The following is a 16,628-nucleotide window of genomic DNA, read 5'->3' on the forward strand; positions in this document are numbered from 1 at the left end:
GGGTGGCTGGTGCGGTTTTCCATTGTGGCCCCCTAAGAGTGATCGAATACCGCGTGGATGGTGTCGAGCTGGCGCGACAGGCGGAACAGGTCCAGCCTGCGCAGGCAGCGATCCAGCAGCCTGGCCCGTTCGGCGACCCCCATGAGCGTGAGTGCATGGGTGATGCCGGTCACGTGTGTGCTGTGGTGGGCGTGCAACTCATCGGGGACGACTGTCCCGGCCGCCCGATAGTGAGCCGGGGTGATGGGGGCGCATCCGGCCAGCACGGATTCGAAGATCCGTTGGGTGAACTGTCCGCTGCTGGCGTACCGCTCGGGGGCCAGCAGAACCGTGGCGTGGGCCTCTCGGTGGAGCAGCACACCCTGCCGGAAGTCGAGCGCCTCTCCGGGTTACTGCGATCAGGCACGCTATTGGGAGTAGGAATCGTGTGCCGGATCTGCCGCCATCAGCAGGCTTCTCTCCACCGCTGCGGCCCCCGCCTCCGCCGCGCTCAGGAGGATCTCGTTCACGCTGGCGGGTAGAAGTCCTTGCCCGAGCCCGGTTGATGCAACAGCTTCGGCCAGATGGTGACGCTCTTCGCCGGTCATCTCCCTGGAACAGATCGGGTCCATGAGGACGTCCCGGGACACATATCCGTCCTGGGAGAAGACTGCGTCGTTCACCAGTCGCCGGATGACCTCGGCCGAGATGGAATGGGAGAGTTCGAGTACGACTAGCCCGAGACGGGCCCGAAAGACGGCCAGCTCCGGCGGGGCTTCGAGGTGCAAGTACTCGGTTGTCATGTGTGCAGTGGCATGTCGGGCAGGTTGCCCGCTGACAGTGCGGCAGAGCACGGCCAGGCACGCGGCGACGCAGGTCTCCCAGGCTTCGTCCAGGGCGCTCTCGTCCAATACGTGCTGTGCAGCCGCGCCGTCGCCGTCAAGGCACCGGCTTACGACTTCCACCTGGCGGCCATCGAGCAGCCGACGGCCGACTCCTTTGTGCTGATTCACGTGCTGTCTTGCTCGCCCCCACTGCTGTGCTGCGACAAGGGCCCGCGTTCCGTCTCCCAAGAGCACAGTCCACAGCCACTGGCAGACCGCTCGATGGCCGTCCGGCGTCGAGGTCAGGTTGTTGAGCGAGAGCCAGCGGCCGCCAATGGTTGTGCCGGACTTACCCTTCACCGCGTCGTACATGTCGGCGAGCAACCGGTAGGCCCCCTCTCCGTCGCCGTCTCGGATCAGGAGGCGGGCAAGGTTGACGAGGGGTTCGAGGGCGAGGCGCGCTTCCTGCCCGTTGAGTGGCTGGCCAGTCAGGTAGATCTCTGCATGCCGCCAGCACAGGTCGCGTGCCAGGTCGGGCAGTCCGCAGTCGCTTGCGACGAGGGCTGCCCGGTTCAGGGCCGTGGCTGCGGTGCTGAGGCCGCCGTCATGTTGGGCGGCCTCAGCCAGCGTGCTGATTTCCCGGACTCGCTCTGTGAGCGGAGAGCAGGCGGGACGCGGACGTGCGACCAGCGGGAATCGCTGGGCTATCCGGCAAATGTCCATCTCACTGCCACTCAATGATCACGCGGTTGAGGGCGTTGTCGAAGGCGAAGCGGCCGGGCTTGGACGTGGGCGGCGTGGTGTAGAGGTCCTGGATCTCGAACTGCACGTCGCGACCGCGGTAGTCGCGGTCCCAGATCCGGGCCTGTTCGGTGACTCGGTTCGCGAGTCCCTGCGCGTCGGGGCCGTGTCCGATCACGCCGAACTCGTAGAGATTACTTCCATCAGGTGCCTTCTCGTCGGCCAGGCGGCGGGTGAGGTAGGTGAGGGTGCCGCCATCGAAGACGGCGGTGGAGCTGGCGTACGGGCGGGTGACCACGCCCCGCTCGATGGCCTCCTTATGCGCGGGCATCCGGCTGAGGCCGTTGGGCATGGTGCAGGTCAGCCACAGCTCCAACCATTCCGCTGATTCCGGCCCGCGGAAGTTCACGCCGGTCCACGCTTCGGCGCGCGCCTGTGTGAGCACACCGGTGAGCGCCTCAACGTCCACGGCCTGGTCGCCGTTGGTCACCAGGGTCACTGATCCGTCCTCGGTGAGCTTCACGAACCGCCTAGGGTCATCCGCGATGCCGGCCCGCAGCGGCATGAAGGTGTTCATCTCGGAACCGATGCTGCGCCAGCGGCCGTGTGAGCCCTCTTCGAAGAGGATCGACCTGGAGACGCTGCCCCGCAGGCGCAGCGGGGTCAGCAGCCGTCCCCCGGGAGCGAGCTGATCGAGCCAGGCATGGGGCACGCCGTGGGCGCCGACGGTGGCCTCGATGCGGTCGTAGGGCGCGTTGGGGGCGTGGCCGAGCGCGCCGTCGCCGAGGATCACCTCGACGTTGTCGATGCCCGCCGCGTCGAGCCCGGCGCGGGCGCCTTCCACCAGGTCGTCGTCCACGTCGATCGTGGTGACGTGGCCCTTCTCCCCCACGAGGTGCCCGAGCAGTGCGGCGTTGAACCCGGTTCCGGCGCCGAGTTCCAGCACCTTGTGGCCAGGCTCGACGTCGAGTTGTTCGAGCATCATGGCGACAATGTCGGGCTGTGAGGCGCAGCTGATGGAGGCGCCTGTCTCGTCGTGCTTGATGTTGACGGGGGCGTTGCCGTACGCCTCCTCAAGACTCGCCTCGGGGACGAAGACGTGGCGCGGAACTGTCCGCATCGCTTCCTCAACGCGGGGGGTGCGGATGCAGCCGTCGACCTTCAACTGGTCGATGAGCTGCACGCGCAGGCGGTCGGCGTTGGTGGCTTCGATCGTGTCGGTGTTCACGGTGGCGACCGTAGTGGCTGGCGGGGAGGCGGAGGGGGTGGACTCGGCGCTGTCGTTCGTTCCCATGACTACTTCTTTCGCGAGTGTTGACAGGGTGTGCTGGTCCTCCCGGGGAAGTCCCAGACGGTTGAAGTGGAAGAGGGCGTGATGGGCAAGGACGGAGCGCAGCCCGCGCTCCAACTGCCCGCGGCGGTCGAGATCCGCCAGGCGTCGGCCGAGTTGCTCGAATGCCTCGATCCAGGCGCTTACGCTCGCGAGTCGCCCGTCGCGGACGAGTGCGCTGGAGGGGCTGGCGTCGACGGTCATCAGCCGATGGATCGCCGCGCGGGTGCGGGGTGGCGGAAGGAAGCCGCCGTCACGCTGGGCGGCGATCTTGGCCCAGACGTCGCCCTGCTCGTACCAGTCGAGTCCCGCCGCGCGAAGCGCCGTGCTGACGGTGACAACGGCCAGCTCGCGTCGACCAAGAGCGTCAGGGGTCTCGGTTCGCTGGCGGGCGAGGTGGCCCAGGACGTAGCGGCTGTCCTCGTGGAAGTGGCGGTGTGCTTCCGCCATGGCGGCCGGGCCGCCAAGGCGGCCTCCTCCGGCTCGTAGATGCCCGGCACACAAGCGGTGAGCGAGCCGCTGGCGACCAGGCCGTCCAGGGCACTGTGCAGGCGGTCCGCCGCGGCGGGATCGACGGGGCGATACCGCAGCCGCCAGGTCGGGAACTTTCGCAGGAATGCCCAGGGCCCCAGCCTGTCCTCCTCGGCGATGAGCAAGGGGAGTAGGTGCTCGATAACAAGGGGTTCGGCCTGTTCCCATGCCGTGAACGTCAGAACGCGCTGGGGCCATTCCTCGGGTGCCATATGTTCCTCTCAGCGGTCATGTGATCAGGAAGGCGCTGTCCCAGCGGGAGTGGGAAGGGCCGTCGGTGGCGTAGGCGTGGAGGGCGAGCGCGGTGCCGGCGGCGCCTTCGAGGAGGCCGATGTCTCCGCCACCGGCGGGCTCGCACAGGGCGCGAACGAGGGCCTCGGGCGGGGTGTCGATGATCGGTGCGAGGAGGACAGGCAGGCTGTCGGTGATCCCTGGCGTGAGGGCGTCGGCGGCAACGAGGCGCGTGATGTGCGCCAGTCCCGCGAAGCCGTGGCACAGAGACAGGTCGACGGTGGCGTTCCGTTGGCCGGAGTCGGCCATCGCCTGTAGCAACGCGACTTCGGCAGCACGCTGCCGGTCGGTGTCTCCGGTGGCGAGTCCAGCGAGCTGCATGGTGCGGGCGAATCCGGCGGTGCCGTAACACCACGAAGGCCGAGAGGGCCCGCCGCCGGGGATTCCGGCCCGAAGGTGGCTTCGGGTGACCCAATAGGGCCACCAAGGGCCAGCGCGCCCTTCCTGCTGCCAGCGGTCCAGCCAGGCGAAGACGCGGGTGATTGCCTCGGTGTGGTCGGGGACCGTGATGCCTCGTCGCGCGGTAAGGGCCAGGAGCGCGAGCGGGCCACCGATGCCGTGCGCGACACCGTTGTTGGCGTGCCCCTCGGGGTAGTCGGGAGACCGTTTGCCGGAGGGGGACAGGTGGGTCCACCAACCCGGCAACAGCTCCCCGCATCGCTTGACCGGTTCGGTCAAGCGCACCAAATACGTGAGGACTTCGCGCAACAGCTCGGTGTGGACGCCGCGGTGCAGGAGGAGCGCGCCCAGACCGCTCAGCCCTCGGATCGTGTCGTACTCGGCCAGCTCCGGGTATTCGCCCTTGTCGATGCGCCTATGCGCTGCCTGGACACGCTGCCGGATCAGCGCGGTGATGTGCGTGTCGAGGGTGTTCAGTGCGGAGGCGTAGCGTCCCGGTCGGTCGGCGGCGGCGTGGAGTGCGAAGGCGAGCGCAGGCGCCCCGTAGTAAAGGTGGGCGTCCGGGCCGCCGACCGCTCCGCCCTCGGCGGCGCAAGCCAGCCAGTCGTGTGCCCGCTGCCAGGGACCGTGGCCGGACCGTGCCCGCTCGATGTGCAGCAGAGCGACACCGGCGGCCCCGTGGGCGAGGGACTGCGGCCACCAGCCCTGTGCCAGATCGAGTCCGCGGACATCATCTGGCGACGCGAGACGGCCTGCGATCGCATCGGCGGCAGCCTGCGCAGCCTCACGAAGCTCCACGGCTCGCCCCTTCCCGGTGCTGCCAGGCCATCGCCGCTGAACGAGCGAGACGGACGCACATGCGCTCATCGGCCTTGTCGGTGCCGACGGCCCGGATGTGGTGGGCGTGCAGAAGGGAGTCGAGGACCAAATTGGGATCGATGTCGACTCCGTCCAGCCGCGACCGGTAGCGGGCAATGGCCTGGTCCCGGTCCGCCCACGCTGCGGTGATCGCCTCACCCCCGGCGTGTGCTCGCAGGGCCGCCCACTCGTCGGTCGGGTCCGCCAGGTGGACGGTGTCGCTGAGAACCTGCCGATCGAGGGAGTTCGGGTCGTGGATCTGTCCGTACCTGGCCAGCCACTCCATCGCGTCGGCCACGCTCCCGGTGAACGCCGTGGCGATGGACACGAAGTTCGCAGCGGTAATCACCTGCGGGCCAGGACGCCCGGCTTGGGTGAACTGGGTAGCAAGGGCCCGGGAATCGGCGACGAATACGTCCTCGGCCAGGGTCATCAAGGCACCGGTGCCCCAGCGGCCGGTCTCCGGGTAGCTGGTGGCGAATATCAACTCGCTGACAAGCCCGGCTCGGCGGAGTCCCGCTGCCCAGTCGCTGATGCGGGCAGCCGCCGGGCCCGGATCGCCGTCTTCGGGGACCGCGATGCGAAGCCGCAGGTGTGGGCGCGGGTCGCGGTAGCGCATGAACCACCAGTCCGGCCGGGTCTCCCAGCGGTTCAGCAGATCGGGGAGGTGGCGCGAGAGGATCTCCGCTTGGCGCTCGGGGTGCCCGTAGAGCTTGGCGAGGAGCCAGGGGCGGGTACCGGGCAGGTACCCGTGGTCGCGGGAGAGCACGCGATCCTCGTGCACCGGAGGGACAGCGGGCCACTGCGGCGGGCGGGTGGCCGTCAGGGCGACGACGATTTCGTGGGTTCGTCCACCGAACCAGCCGCTGCCGGCGGAGGTCTCGGCCAGTACGGCGGCCTCGGAGCGGGACAGGTGAGAACGAAGGACTGCACGATGGGCACTTACTGCCAGGCACAGCGGCAGCTTCTGATCGCCTTCGGTGAGCGTCACTGTCTCTGGCACACGGCGTCGGTCCCTCCACTCCTGCACCCCGGCATGCCACTCCTCCCATGAGGCGTCTCGTCCGGGGAGGTCTGAGGCGTTGAGGAGCCAACGGGCGGGGGACAGGACGGTGCGGCCGTAGCGCACGCGCGGCAGAAGCGGCAGTGCCGTGGCGGCGCCCCACGCGAACTCTGTGACCACGACGGACTGCGAGCGGCTGACCTCGGCGAGGAATCGCACGAGAGGTGGGGTATGGGCCCGCAGATCAAGCGCGTGCAGGACGTGAGGTTCCACCAGGCAGTGCTGCGAGAGGGAGACGAGGTACAGCCTGCGGCGGTCGCAGCCGACAGCAAGATCGTCCAGGCCGATGGTGCGCTCGTCCGCAGGGCGGTGCTCGGCGACGCTCACCAAATTCGGCAGCATCTGCGGGGCTCGGGTGACAGTGGCGTCTGCACGGTTCAGGGGCGGGAAGGAGAGCTGTGCGGGCACTGCGCCGGGGGCGTTGACGGGGAGCTTCTCCACGGGTGCGGCGGTAGCGGCTCGTGCTTCGGGGTCCAGAAGAGCAAGGAACCGGCCGGTGGTGGTGCCGATGCCACGGGACGGGTGCACGGACCAGAGCGTGAAGTCCCCGCGGTCGAGGTCTTCCGCGGTGGACGCCTCGACTTGGAAGGTCAGTTCCAGATGCGGCGGTAGCTGCACGTCGTCCTGCTCGCCGACGCGCAGCTCGGTGATCAGGTCTTCGTTCAGTACGATCTCGTCGCGACCGTCGAGGGCGGCGGCTTGGGCGAGACCGAGCAGGCGCTGTTCCCGCTTGGTCAGCCCTTCGCGCGGTTCCGGTTCGCTGTCCAGGTAACCGGCGGGGAACCCGAGCCCGACATCGGGGTCCGTGACGTCGTGCAGCGGCACCAGGGAGCCGATCCCGTACCTCTCGAAGAAGCGGCCGTGGAAGTCCTTCCAACCCGGCGTGCCGAACGGGGTCGGCGTGAGGCGGGCCAGGGCCGTGGCGGCTTTCTCCGCCTCGCGGGCGACCTCTCGCGGAAGGACAAGGGAGCAGTCGAGCCGCATGTCGACCGCCAAGGGATGGTCGGAAGAGGCGGCCGTCGCCATCTTCCGGTGCAGGGCGCGGCGAAGGCGCCGCCCCTCGGCAGGAGCGAGAACCTGGTTGTGCTGGCGCACGCCGTCATGGACAGCCTTGATGTCGTCCAGCATGGCTGCTGCGGAGGGCAGTCCGGCCGCGTCGACGGCTTCGAGGTGCCCGAGAAGATGGCCGAGGGGATCAAGAGAGGTGGACGGTGGGTGCAGAGCGCTGATGAGCGCGCCATTCTGCATGAGGTTGGTGACCAGGCCCCGGATGCGCTCTGCCTGGACGTGCGGGAACTCCCCCTGCACCTTTTCCACCAGCAGGTCGTACGAGATCGGAGTGCGGGCGAAATCCAGCGCGGCCTGCACCGCCGAGGTGCAGCGAAGCGACACCTCCGCCGTCGGGCGGCCAGGATTCCGGGAGCAGGGAGGATAGGGGATGACCAGCCGGTCTCCCCGGACGAACGGCGTATTGCTCGCCATCACGGGGAGTCTGCACAGCAGATCCGGGCACGCCTCCAAGCCCTCGATCAGCTCTGTGATCCAGGTGGCATCCGCGCTGGCCACGGCACGGTGCCAGGGACCCCACTGAACGTCCGCGCGCTGCCCGAAAGCGACGGGCGCGATGCCGGCGAACAGTCCGTTCGGTGTGGCCCGGCCCGTGATCCGTTGCAGGTACCGGACGACAGACACCAAGGTCCTGCGCACTTGCCGGGGGCGAAGGTCGGTGGACGCGCACAGCGCGTCCATATGCCGCGCGAGGTCGGGGCTGGCTTGCTCCACGATCTCTGATACCTCTTCGCGCGCCCAGACCTCCTGGAGCCACCGGTGCCACTGCCGCACCAGCTCCGGAGAGTCGCCGAAGACCTCTGGCAGCGGCGGCAGGGCCAGCCGCACATAGCGTGCCGCGCGGACGAGCGCGGTGTCCAAGCACTGATACTGCACGTCGCGCCTCACGTTCACGCCCCCTTTCGCTTATCAGTCGGCGGGGATGGTGCTGGCCCCCGCAGCGGTATGCGCTGCGAAGACCAGCACCCGATCATGCCGAGAGGGTCAGGCCACGTTGGTCGCGCAGGACCCCTGGCAGCTCGGCTTGCACCCGTCGTCGGTGAGGTTGATCAGGGCCGTGGATCCGTAACCGGACTCCAGAACACTTATGTCCAGATCGAACGCGTCGGCTGCCGAACCCGCCTTCGGCGTGGTGTCCTCCATGCGGATCTCTCCCTTGTTCGTCGGGGCCTGGAAGCTCAGGCGACGTTCGTTGCGCACGGGCTGGAGCAGGTGCTGCCACAGCCGTCGTCGGTGAGGTTGATCAGCGTGGCGGATTCGTCGCCGGACTCCAGAACGCTGATGTCGAGATCGAACTCATCCAACTCCATGAGGTCTCCTTGTTTTGAACCCTGTGCGGCCCTGGGGCCGCGTTCTTCGTGCCGCCGGTCGACGGCCTCCGGCCCGATCCATGGCCCCGGCCGGAGAGATGGTGGTGGTCAGGCGCCGCTGGAGGCGCAGGATCCGCTCGCGCATGTGGCGCCGCAGCCGCCCGCGGACGCGGACACGGCGCTGAACTGTTCGCTCGGTTCGACGATGACGATGTCCGGATCGAACGGGTCAGCTGAGGCCACGGACATCGGCGACGGCTGACGCATACTCGTGGCATCGGTCAAAGCAAGCCATCCTGATCGGTGCGAATTTGCTCGTCGGGTACTGCTCGATGGCCGGGGGCTCTGCTTGGGGGACGGTAGCCGGGACGTTCCATCCGGCGGAGCGTTATCGGCCAGCCACCCAGGGGCGCCCGCACCACTGTCGAGGGACAGCGCCGAGCGGCTCTTCCGGCACCCGGCCGTCTTCCAGATCGGTTACCGGGTTGTTCCCCCCATGCAGCCCTCACTCGGGCAGCCGGGAGATCCGGGAGCTGGGCTGTTCTCCCTCGGTCCGGGCAGCCTGGTCTGGGAAGAGCCAGCACCGCGCAGGGCGGGAGTGACATGTCGATCCGGTCAGCGAAGCCTGACGAGGGGGCGGTCGTTTGCGGACGCGGCCGATCCTCACGTTCGCGTGCGGGTCCTCCCCTTGGATCTTGTTCTTGGCCTGTCGCTTGGCGTCCTCCTCGTCTACGGCCAGGACCTTCACCTCCGTCGCCCCGCTTGGTTTGTTAAGGCCGCTGACAATGGCGGTGACGCTGTAGCCCTTTTTCACTGGGTGCCTTTCTGCTGGCCCAGCCCGGAGGTTCCGAAGACCGGGGACTGGTGGATGATGGCTCTGTTCTGGGTGCGGCCCGGCGCGGTCAGTGGCGCAGGAGGAACTCGCATCGGTTGATATCCACGAGGGCGTCGAGGGCCAGGTCCACCACCACGATGCGGTGGTCTGACAACCGACCAACGTCGATCACCTCGGCGTGGGTGATGGCGGGTCCCAGTTCCTCGGGCACATAAGTGCGGATGATGCGTCTGGGTGGGCCCTGCTCGGGGCGGGCGAACTGGGGCGTGGGGGAGGTGGCTGCGACTGCGCGCCGTCGGGTCTCCCCCGTCGCATTGCGGGCGAAGTGCCGCGCCGCGTCCACCCATCCCGCCTGCTTCAACGTCCGGTCGGGACAGTCGTCCATCACCCGTTCGCCGGAGGGGAGCAGGTAGCTGCGGTGTACCAGGTGCCGCCGGTCGGTGATCTCGTCCGGCCGGGGCGTCGGCGGCTCGTCTTCGACTGGGTCGCCGGCGCAGTAGGAGTTCCAGTCGCCGGTGATGATGGCCGGCAGCGGGCTCGGACGGCCGCCGAGGCGGCGATCTGCGAACCGGGTGGTGCACTCCGCTTCGGCAAGCCGTTGGGCGGCGGAGTCGAAGCGAAGGTGTGTGCTGGCGGCGACGAAGTCGACCGGCTCAGAGGTTTTGAGCAGGCGCAAGGTCACGGCTGCCGGGTGCAGCCACCAGTCGGGCCAATGCTTGATCCCCTTCCACCTCGCGTCCGGGGTTGGCGAGAACATGAGCGTTTCGGGGTTCCAGTAGACGGCTGTCGCTCCCATTCGTGGGGCGAGAACGCCTTCCATGCCGAGCGCTTTTCTCGACTCGTCCCACAGCCCGGTGCTCGGGTCTTCGCAGCCGAGCAGTTCCATCCGGCCCAGGACGTCGATCCGCAGCGACTTCAGCAGGGCGTACATCTTCTTCCGGCAGTCGCGGTCACCTCCGCCGTTGCGCAGGAAATTGCAGGCAGCGATACGTAAACGGTTCAAGGGGCCCTCCTTGCGGTTGCGGTCATGCGTGGTTGCTCCGGGGCCTCACCCGGGCTCGGCACAGACGGCACCCAGTGCAGGCAGGGACAGGTCTTGAACCAGGCGGGGCGGATTCGCGGCGTTCGATGCCGGGCCGATCGCGGTCAGTCGGCGTGGGGCGCGCGGCGGGTTGATGACGGTGACCGGTCGGCCACGAGTCCAAGCAATCAGTCCCTCGGCACGCACGTCAGCAAGTGCTCTGGCGACAGCCGTGGTGGAGCAGCCGAACTCCTTGGCGAGCGTCCGCCGGGAGGGCAGGGCCTGTCCGTCGCGGTAGACACCGGAAGCGATCCTCTCTCGCAGTCGCTGAGCGATGTGCTCGGGCACAGTGCGGTATGGCTCGCCCGGCAGAGGGACCCGCAGCCGCCGCTTGCCCGCCAACTCAAGCACTCCCTTGTGGACCAAGAGGCCCACCGCGCGTTGGATCAGGGGGCGCGGCGCGGCGAAGTCCTTGCTCAGCTGGTCCTGGGTCACGAAGCTGCCGGGTGTGTAGCCCGTCTTGCCCATGGTGATGGTGCGGGAGATCGTCTCGGCCACGCCGTCGCCGGGGTCTTGTTGCAGCAGGTGGATCACGGTGCGCAGCTGTCCGGCCAGGACCATGACGTGCTCGATGCCTGCCGGTCGTGGCCTGTTTCGCAGCGTCGTCTTGATTACCGGGACGACCTGCTGGAGGTGTCGGCTGCTTGCGTTCTGAGCGTGCGCACTGGCGTGGGGCAACAGCTCGTCGGCGAGTGCGTGCAGCCGGTCGGCGCCACGTTCCCAGGTGCCTGGCGAGTTCGGATAGCCGTTCTTCGTCACACTGCGGATCGTGCGCAGCAGGGCGTCAAGGTCCGGCTCACCTAATATCTGGCGGCTGCCCGATGCCGAGGGGGTGCTCAGTGCCGTGGTGGGTTTGGTCATCGCTCTCTCGGATGCTCGTTGTCGTGGAGGAAGAGGGTGCAGGCGGCCGGTGCAGCCGACCGCCCGGTACGGGGTCGGGGACCGCTAGACCCCCGCCACGACGAGGTCGTCCAGGTCGACGGGCGTGCAGCCGTGCAGGGTGACGACCACGCGTGCCGCGATCGTCCAGCGCAGCAGAGGGTCAGCGAAGGAGATGTGCATGAGCCCGTCTTCGCTGTCACCGGGAAGAGGTTCGAGCGTTTGGAGGTCGTACACCAGGCCGGCGACTCCCCAGAACCTGGGCGTGTCCACCAGTGTGGCGACGTGGCTCTTGCGCAGGTGCGGGCAGTAGCGTACGGCCTCGGCCGCGCAGCTATCGTGGACGGGAGGCGACCAGCTCTCTTCGCCCTCCCGAAGGAGTTCGCTGCCGGCTACCAGCCACAGATACCGCTCGTCGCTGCGGCCGAAGGTCTCTTCGCCGCAGATCTGGCAGCGCAGATGCTGCATGCATTGCCGCTGACGCAGCGCATGCACGCCGCCGAGGCGAGCACGCCCCTTGCCGCGGGCGGTCGGCACCCGCATCCACAGCGCGCCGTGCCACCGGTCGGCCCTGGGGTCTTCGTCCCTGTAACCCAGCCCCTCGCCGCCTCGGCCTCTGTGCCGCTTCACGGGGCCGACTGTCGGGACTTCGTGGCTCCACGGTGCGATGTAGGAAACTCGAAGTTCCTTTTGGTAGAACTGCTTGGGCATCTGAGGGCTCCTGCTGCGAAGCATGTGAAAGTCGGGGTTTACGGCATCGCGGCTCGGCGCCGTGGTCCGTACCGAGTGCGTGTTGGTGCTACATCGGCGCGTGGCTGTGCGAGTGGTGGGCTTGTGTGGGAGCTCTTTTCACGGGCCAGCACCGCAAGCTGTGAATGGTGTCGCCTCGGCTTGGTCGGCGCGGGGACAGCTCGCAACAAGAGGGAGCTGAGCGACCGGGCAGGCCAGGAGCGTCCACTGGTGCCGACCTAGGCCGAACTGGAAGTCGTACGGCCTGCCGGAGCGAAGCTCGCTCACGGCTTCTGCGACGCCGGGGTGGTCGCCGAGCCATGCCCAAACCTGGGCGGGAAGACGCTGCGATCGAGCGTCCAGGCAATGTCCCGCGTCGTCTCCCGAAGCCAGGCCACCGCCTGAACGGGGTCCGGCATCGCTGTCCCACGGAGACAGACATGGGCACCGTCGGGGTTGGTGTAGTCCATATGGCACCAGTAAGTGTGTGGGAACGTCATGCCAACCACCGCTCCTCCGCCTGCGCTGCCTCCTGCTCCACGGCCAAGATCTCGAGGACGTCTCCGACCACGAGAGCCAGACGTCGGGCGTATCCCCGAGCGTCGGGGAAGTCGTCGGGAATCGGGGTCGAGACGAGTTGTTGCGCGCGGGTGACGACCTCGGCCAGCTCCGGTCCCCCATCGCCGCTGACACGCGTGGTGGCGATGTGAACGAGCTGACGAAGGTGCTGGCGCATACGGGGCAGTAACTCGTCCAGCTCTCCCTGACGCAGGAGCGCCGATTCCTTGCCCATCACGGCGTCCAGAGCATCATCGATCTCTTCATCCTGGATAAACCAGTCGTGCATGACGTCGATACAGGCGCGCAACTTGGTGGCGGGCACCTTCCCGGCGGGCTCGACCTCGAGCTTCCGCCGCTCTCGCCTCGGGAGGACGGGTCGCGACGTCGTCATGCCGCGTCCTTGGATGAGGTGCTCCGTCCCTCGAACCGCCTGGCGTTCCTGCTGACAGGGACGCTGAAGGTGCACCATGTCCTCGTCCCGCCGAAGCTTGTACCCCACTCGTCTGACAGGGCGGCAACGAGGAGCAATCCGCGGCCGTGCTCGTCGGTCTCACTTGTCGAACGCGGTCGGGCCGGTGTCGGGTTTTCGTCGGAGACTTCGACAGTCAGCTTTCCGACGGCGAACCGCACACGAAGCCCGACGGTATCCCCGTGACCGTGACACACGGCGTTGGTGACCAACTCCGAGACAGCCAGGAGAACGTCCTCCATCAACGGCATGGGCATGTCCCATCGCCGTAGGTGACGCTCTGTGACTCGGCGGGCGAGGGCGACCCGGGAAGGATCCGGCTCCATGACGATCTCGAACCTGTTCCCGGATGGGGCTGTGGTAGCAACCGCTGCTGTGGTCATCGAGTTCCTTCCAGGTGCGCGGGGCACAGACGCTGGATTTCTGGCCTGCTGCCGCTGGCCCCGCAATGACGGACCCCGACCCCAACCATCTGGAAGCTTCACCGGTTCCCTCCGGGGAAAGGCAGTTGAGTGATTGGGGTGTCGCTGAGCGAACGTGAAGAGCCGCAGGTCGGTGCTCCCAAGGGGCTGGCGATACCGTCAAACCCGTCAAGGTTCGTTTTCGGAGCAGGGCGTGCACCACGGTGCACGAACGGAACGACGAACTGGCCGCTGTCATCGCGGAAACAGGCTGGTCGCAACCCAAAGTCGCGCCGACCGTGGTCCGCCTCGCTCCCGAGTACCTGATCGAGACACTTCAGGGTGTCGAGGAGTTCAGCCATCTCCGGGTGACGTGGTGCTTCAGCATGGGCTCGGCCGACGATGTCCCTCTGCATGCATGGTCGACCAGGGACAATCCGAGCTGGCCGGCGACAGGGACCTTCGTCCACCACAACCACCGGCGTCCGACCCGCACCGCCACCTCGTTTCCGAGGCTTCTCCGTATTGAAGGCCACGATCTGCGCGTCCCTGATCTCGATGCCGATGACGGCAAGGCGGTGATCGATCTCGTAGCCGTCTTCCAGGAGATACTGCCGCGCGGCCCACTCACCCAGCCTTCCTGGCTCAGCGAGATACTCACGAACTACTGGCGCGACGCCAAGGAGCGCTGAGCAGCTCCTCCGTCCGGCCGCAGGGGGGCGGCTTTGAAGACACCTCATGACCCGATCCCCGTCGCCGGAAGGTCACGGGAGTCGGTCTCCGCCTCCATACGGCTCACCGGTGCACGACGGCCTCCTCGCACTATGAGGAGCTTCGTGCCCAGTTCGAGCAGCCTCTTCCGGCGTTCGGCCGCTACCGGACGCGCCCCAAGATGGGCGGGGGCGGGAATCACGACGCCATATGCGCCGGGCAGTGCGAGCACGTCGAGCAGTCCGATGAACGCAGCTGGACAGGTGTTGTTCCGCTCGGTGAAGGTGCCAGCCAGCCGCAGCTCGTGGCGACGGCAGTAGTCGCCCAACGCGTTGAGCAGGGACGCGTGGCGCGCTCGGGTGACGCTTGTCGCACGCAGGTAGCCATAGACCACCACGTCACCGATGCCGCGCTGCTCCGTAAGTTCCATGACGCTGACCTCGAAGGGCACTCGGGGTTCTGACAGTCCGAGCGTGGCTCCTCGCCGACCGTCACGGAATCAACCGCTGTTCCACTTTCGTCCCACTTCCATCCCACGAGCTGCCCTGGCCGTGGTTCCATGACCGGCGGAAAGGAGGGAGACGTGATGACCGTGCACAAGTGGACCGGGCTGGAAGCCCGAGCACTCCGTCACGCTCTACGGCTGAGCGTCCGCGCCTTCGCTGAGCACTTGGGCGTCGCAGTCAACACAGTCTCCAAGTGGGAGAAGCTGCTCACCGCAACGGAGCCGCAGCCCGACAGCCAGGCCATCCTCGACACAGCCCTCGCTCGGGCCGACAGCTCCACCTCGCAGCGTTTCGAGCGACTGCTGATCGAGCAAGGTTCAAACTCCAAGCGCCAGCTCCGGAAAGCCCCGGCGGTTACTGCGGCGGAGTATGAAACATGGACAGACGACGTAGAGCGAGCCATGGTCTGTCTGAGTCGTCAGGATTTCGGCTTTGCCGGCTCCCTGTTGGAGCGGTGGCTGCAACGCGTGCAACGGCGGGATCTGGACGAGCGAGGGCTGTACCTGTACGCGCGCTCGCTCACCCTGTGCGGTGACATGCGGCGCCTGCAGGGGACGGTCCAGGACCTCATGACGGCGAAGGGCTTGTACGCCGATGCACACAGCGTGTTCATCGACCTTGGTATTCCCAGACGGGCGGCGCAGATCGAGCTGACGCAGGCCATTGTTGCCGAGATGTCCAGCAAGCTCACCACTGCCGCGTCCCATTACGACGCGCTTGCGGAGGACGAGCGGTTAAGCACCTGTGACCGGGTCCGGGCGCGCCTATGGATCGGCACAGCCTTGTCCAAGCAGGGATGCAACGAGTCCGCGATCGGGTTTATGCATTCAGCAGCGAGAGAATTCGAAGAACTTGCGGAGCCCGAGGACTGGGCCGTCGCTCAACAAAAGCTCGCCCTGGCTCACCGTGGGGAAGGAGACCTCACAGGAGCCCTTCGCTACATCGAGACGGCTCGCTCCGCTGTGAGCCCGAAGTCACCGCTCGAACGCGTCCAGCTCGACACTGCGCATGCGCACATCCTGGTGACCGACCGAGCGACACGTGGCGAGGGACAGGCCATGCTTGCCGGGGCTGCGGCAACAGCAGACCGATATGGACTCAGGCACCAGCTTCGCTGCATCGACAACATTCGCAACAACGAGGAGTATGCGTGACGGTGATCACCGATCGCGACCGCGACGACGCCCGGCTGCTCTGGGAGTACAACCTCATGGGACACCCGGTGCGTTCCTGCCCAGCCGCCATCGCGCTGGGCGGTTGTGACATCGGCGTCGCCACGACTGCTGCAGAGCTCTACCACGCCGGAGCTTTCCCCTTGGTGGTGTTCACCGGCAGCACCAGCGCAGCCACCCAGGAGCCCTTCCCCCGAGGCGAGGCAGTGCACTTCCGCGAGCGGGCACTCGCCCTGGGCATGCCGGACGACGCGATCCTGCTGGAGCCGAATGCCACCAATACCGGCCAGAACATCAGCTTCGCCCGCGAAATGTTGGCCAGCGCTGGCAAAACCCCGGACTCGGTACTGTTGATCTCCATGCCATACATGCAGCGGCGGGCGTACGCCACGTGCCGCAAGCTGTGGCCGGAGGTGGAACCCGTGTGCGCTGCCCAGGCGATGACCTACGACGCGTACGCCAAGGAGCAGGAGGACGAGAAGACGCTCATCGACATGATGATGGGCGACACACACCGGATCATGGAGTACCCCAAGCGAGGCTTCGCCATCGAACAGGACATTCCTGAGAAAGTCCGCAAAGCCTTCGACCGACTCCGAGTTCGCGGCTACGACACCTGGCTGCTCCGCGACTGACTCACAAGACGCATTTCCCATGCCGCATCCGAGTCGAGCACGGCATCGCCCACAGGGGGCCGCACGAGTCGAGATGTCACCGCCACACTCCGGCCACGTCGACAGCCAGTTGGACGACAGCGATCAGCACAGCCCAGCGGCTCCAGTCCACGCCGGTCCCGTCCTCGTCCATGGCTTACCTCCCCTGTAGGCGGACGAGGACCGTAGGCCGAGCTGGGAGAGACGTGCGGCGGGTTATCCACAGGCGCGACAGAT

At 67.3% G+C, this 16,628-nt stretch carries 16 protein-coding genes; 3 read left to right on the forward strand and 13 right to left on the reverse strand.

All coding sequences use genetic code 11. The annotated features are described in order from the left end of the window. Positions 1-32: 32 nt before the first annotated feature. The 12 genes from KBY19_RS17385 to KBY19_RS17440 all read right to left on the reverse strand — a co-directional run bounded on the left by KBY19_RS17385 (position 33) and on the right by KBY19_RS17440 (position 13,331). On the reverse strand, positions 33-359 hold the full coding sequence (locus tag KBY19_RS17385) for a hypothetical protein (protein WP_210966107.1): 327 nt from the start codon (positions 357-359) through the stop codon (positions 33-35). A gap of 48 nt (positions 360-407) precedes the next feature. Next, the gene (locus tag KBY19_RS17390) at positions 408-1,526 is read right to left on the reverse strand and encodes a hypothetical protein (RefSeq protein WP_210966108.1); all 1,119 of its coding nucleotides are present in this window, start codon (positions 1,524-1,526) and stop codon (positions 408-410) included. Position 1,527: 1 nt separating this feature from the next. Beyond that, positions 1,528-3,324 carry a methyltransferase, FxLD system gene (gene fxlM, locus KBY19_RS17395; protein ID WP_307843535.1) on the reverse strand — a complete coding sequence of 599 codons (1,797 nt, stop codon included), beginning with the start codon at positions 3,322-3,324 and terminating at the stop codon, positions 1,528-1,530. Between the two features lie 309 nt (positions 3,325-3,633). Beyond that, positions 3,634-4,893 carry a lanthionine synthetase C family protein gene (locus tag KBY19_RS17400; protein ID WP_210966109.1) on the reverse strand — a complete coding sequence of 420 codons (1,260 nt, stop codon included), beginning with the start codon at positions 4,891-4,893 and terminating at the stop codon, positions 3,634-3,636. Continuing rightward, positions 4,880-7,945, reverse strand: a complete 3,066-nt coding sequence (locus KBY19_RS17405; RefSeq protein ID WP_247691079.1) for a lantibiotic dehydratase — start codon at positions 7,943-7,945, stop codon at positions 4,880-4,882. Before KBY19_RS17405 ends, KBY19_RS17400 begins: the two co-directional genes overlap by 14 nt. A 123-nt stretch (positions 7,946-8,068) precedes the next feature. Then, complete coding sequence (locus KBY19_RS17410; RefSeq protein ID WP_210966111.1) at positions 8,069-8,227, reverse strand: FxLD family lanthipeptide; 159 nt, start codon at positions 8,225-8,227, stop codon at positions 8,069-8,071. A 35-nt stretch (positions 8,228-8,262) separates the two neighbouring features. Then, on the reverse strand, positions 8,263-8,394 hold the full coding sequence (locus KBY19_RS17415) for an FxLD family lanthipeptide (RefSeq protein ID WP_210966112.1): 132 nt from the start codon (positions 8,392-8,394) through the stop codon (positions 8,263-8,265). A gap of 902 nt (positions 8,395-9,296) precedes the next feature. Further along, the gene (locus tag KBY19_RS17420) at positions 9,297-10,160 is read right to left on the reverse strand and encodes a hypothetical protein (protein WP_210966113.1); all 864 of its coding nucleotides are present in this window, start codon (positions 10,158-10,160) and stop codon (positions 9,297-9,299) included. A gap of 117 nt (positions 10,161-10,277) precedes the next feature. Further along, entirely contained in the window at positions 10,278-11,171 is an 894-nt protein-coding gene (locus KBY19_RS17425; protein WP_210966114.1) for a winged helix-turn-helix domain-containing protein, read from the reverse strand. Positions 11,172-11,255: 84 nt separating this feature from the next. Beyond that, on the reverse strand, positions 11,256-11,819 hold the full coding sequence (locus tag KBY19_RS17430) for a hypothetical protein (protein ID WP_210966115.1): 564 nt from the start codon (positions 11,817-11,819) through the stop codon (positions 11,256-11,258). 595 nt (positions 11,820-12,414) lie between these two features. Next, positions 12,415-12,870, reverse strand: a complete 456-nt coding sequence (locus KBY19_RS17435; protein WP_210966116.1) for a DUF6415 family natural product biosynthesis protein — start codon at positions 12,868-12,870, stop codon at positions 12,415-12,417. Then, complete coding sequence (locus KBY19_RS17440; RefSeq protein WP_247691080.1) at positions 12,867-13,331, reverse strand: ATP-binding protein; 465 nt, start codon at positions 13,329-13,331, stop codon at positions 12,867-12,869. The genes KBY19_RS17435 and KBY19_RS17440 overlap by 4 nt, the downstream gene beginning before the upstream one ends. A gap of 242 nt (positions 13,332-13,573) precedes the next feature. Between KBY19_RS17440 and KBY19_RS17445 the strand changes: the two genes are divergently transcribed. Continuing rightward, positions 13,574-14,041: a TrmO family methyltransferase gene (locus KBY19_RS17445; RefSeq protein ID WP_210966117.1), complete on the forward strand. Its 468-nt coding sequence runs from the start codon at positions 13,574-13,576 to the stop codon at positions 14,039-14,041. Positions 14,042-14,085: 44 nt separating this feature from the next. Here the strand turns inward: KBY19_RS17445 and KBY19_RS17450 are convergent, their stop codons facing one another. Further along, complete coding sequence (locus tag KBY19_RS17450) at positions 14,086-14,490, reverse strand: hypothetical protein (RefSeq protein ID WP_210966118.1); 405 nt, start codon at positions 14,488-14,490, stop codon at positions 14,086-14,088. A 156-nt stretch (positions 14,491-14,646) separates the two neighbouring features. Here KBY19_RS17450 and KBY19_RS17455 point away from each other — a divergent pair, with 156 nt between their 5' ends. Continuing rightward, complete coding sequence (locus KBY19_RS17455) at positions 14,647-15,720, forward strand: DNA-binding transcriptional regulator (protein WP_247691081.1); 1,074 nt, start codon at positions 14,647-14,649, stop codon at positions 15,718-15,720. Next, positions 15,717-16,373: a YdcF family protein gene (locus tag KBY19_RS17460; protein ID WP_307843536.1), complete on the forward strand. Its 657-nt coding sequence runs from the start codon at positions 15,717-15,719 to the stop codon at positions 16,371-16,373. Before KBY19_RS17455 ends, KBY19_RS17460 begins: the two co-directional genes overlap by 4 nt. The last annotated feature ends 255 nt before the right edge of the window (positions 16,374-16,628 follow it).

It is taken from the genome of Streptomyces sp. B15 (genome assembly GCF_018070605.1).
Taxonomy (GTDB): domain Bacteria; phylum Actinomycetota; class Actinomycetes; order Streptomycetales; family Streptomycetaceae; genus Streptomyces; species Streptomyces smyrnaeus.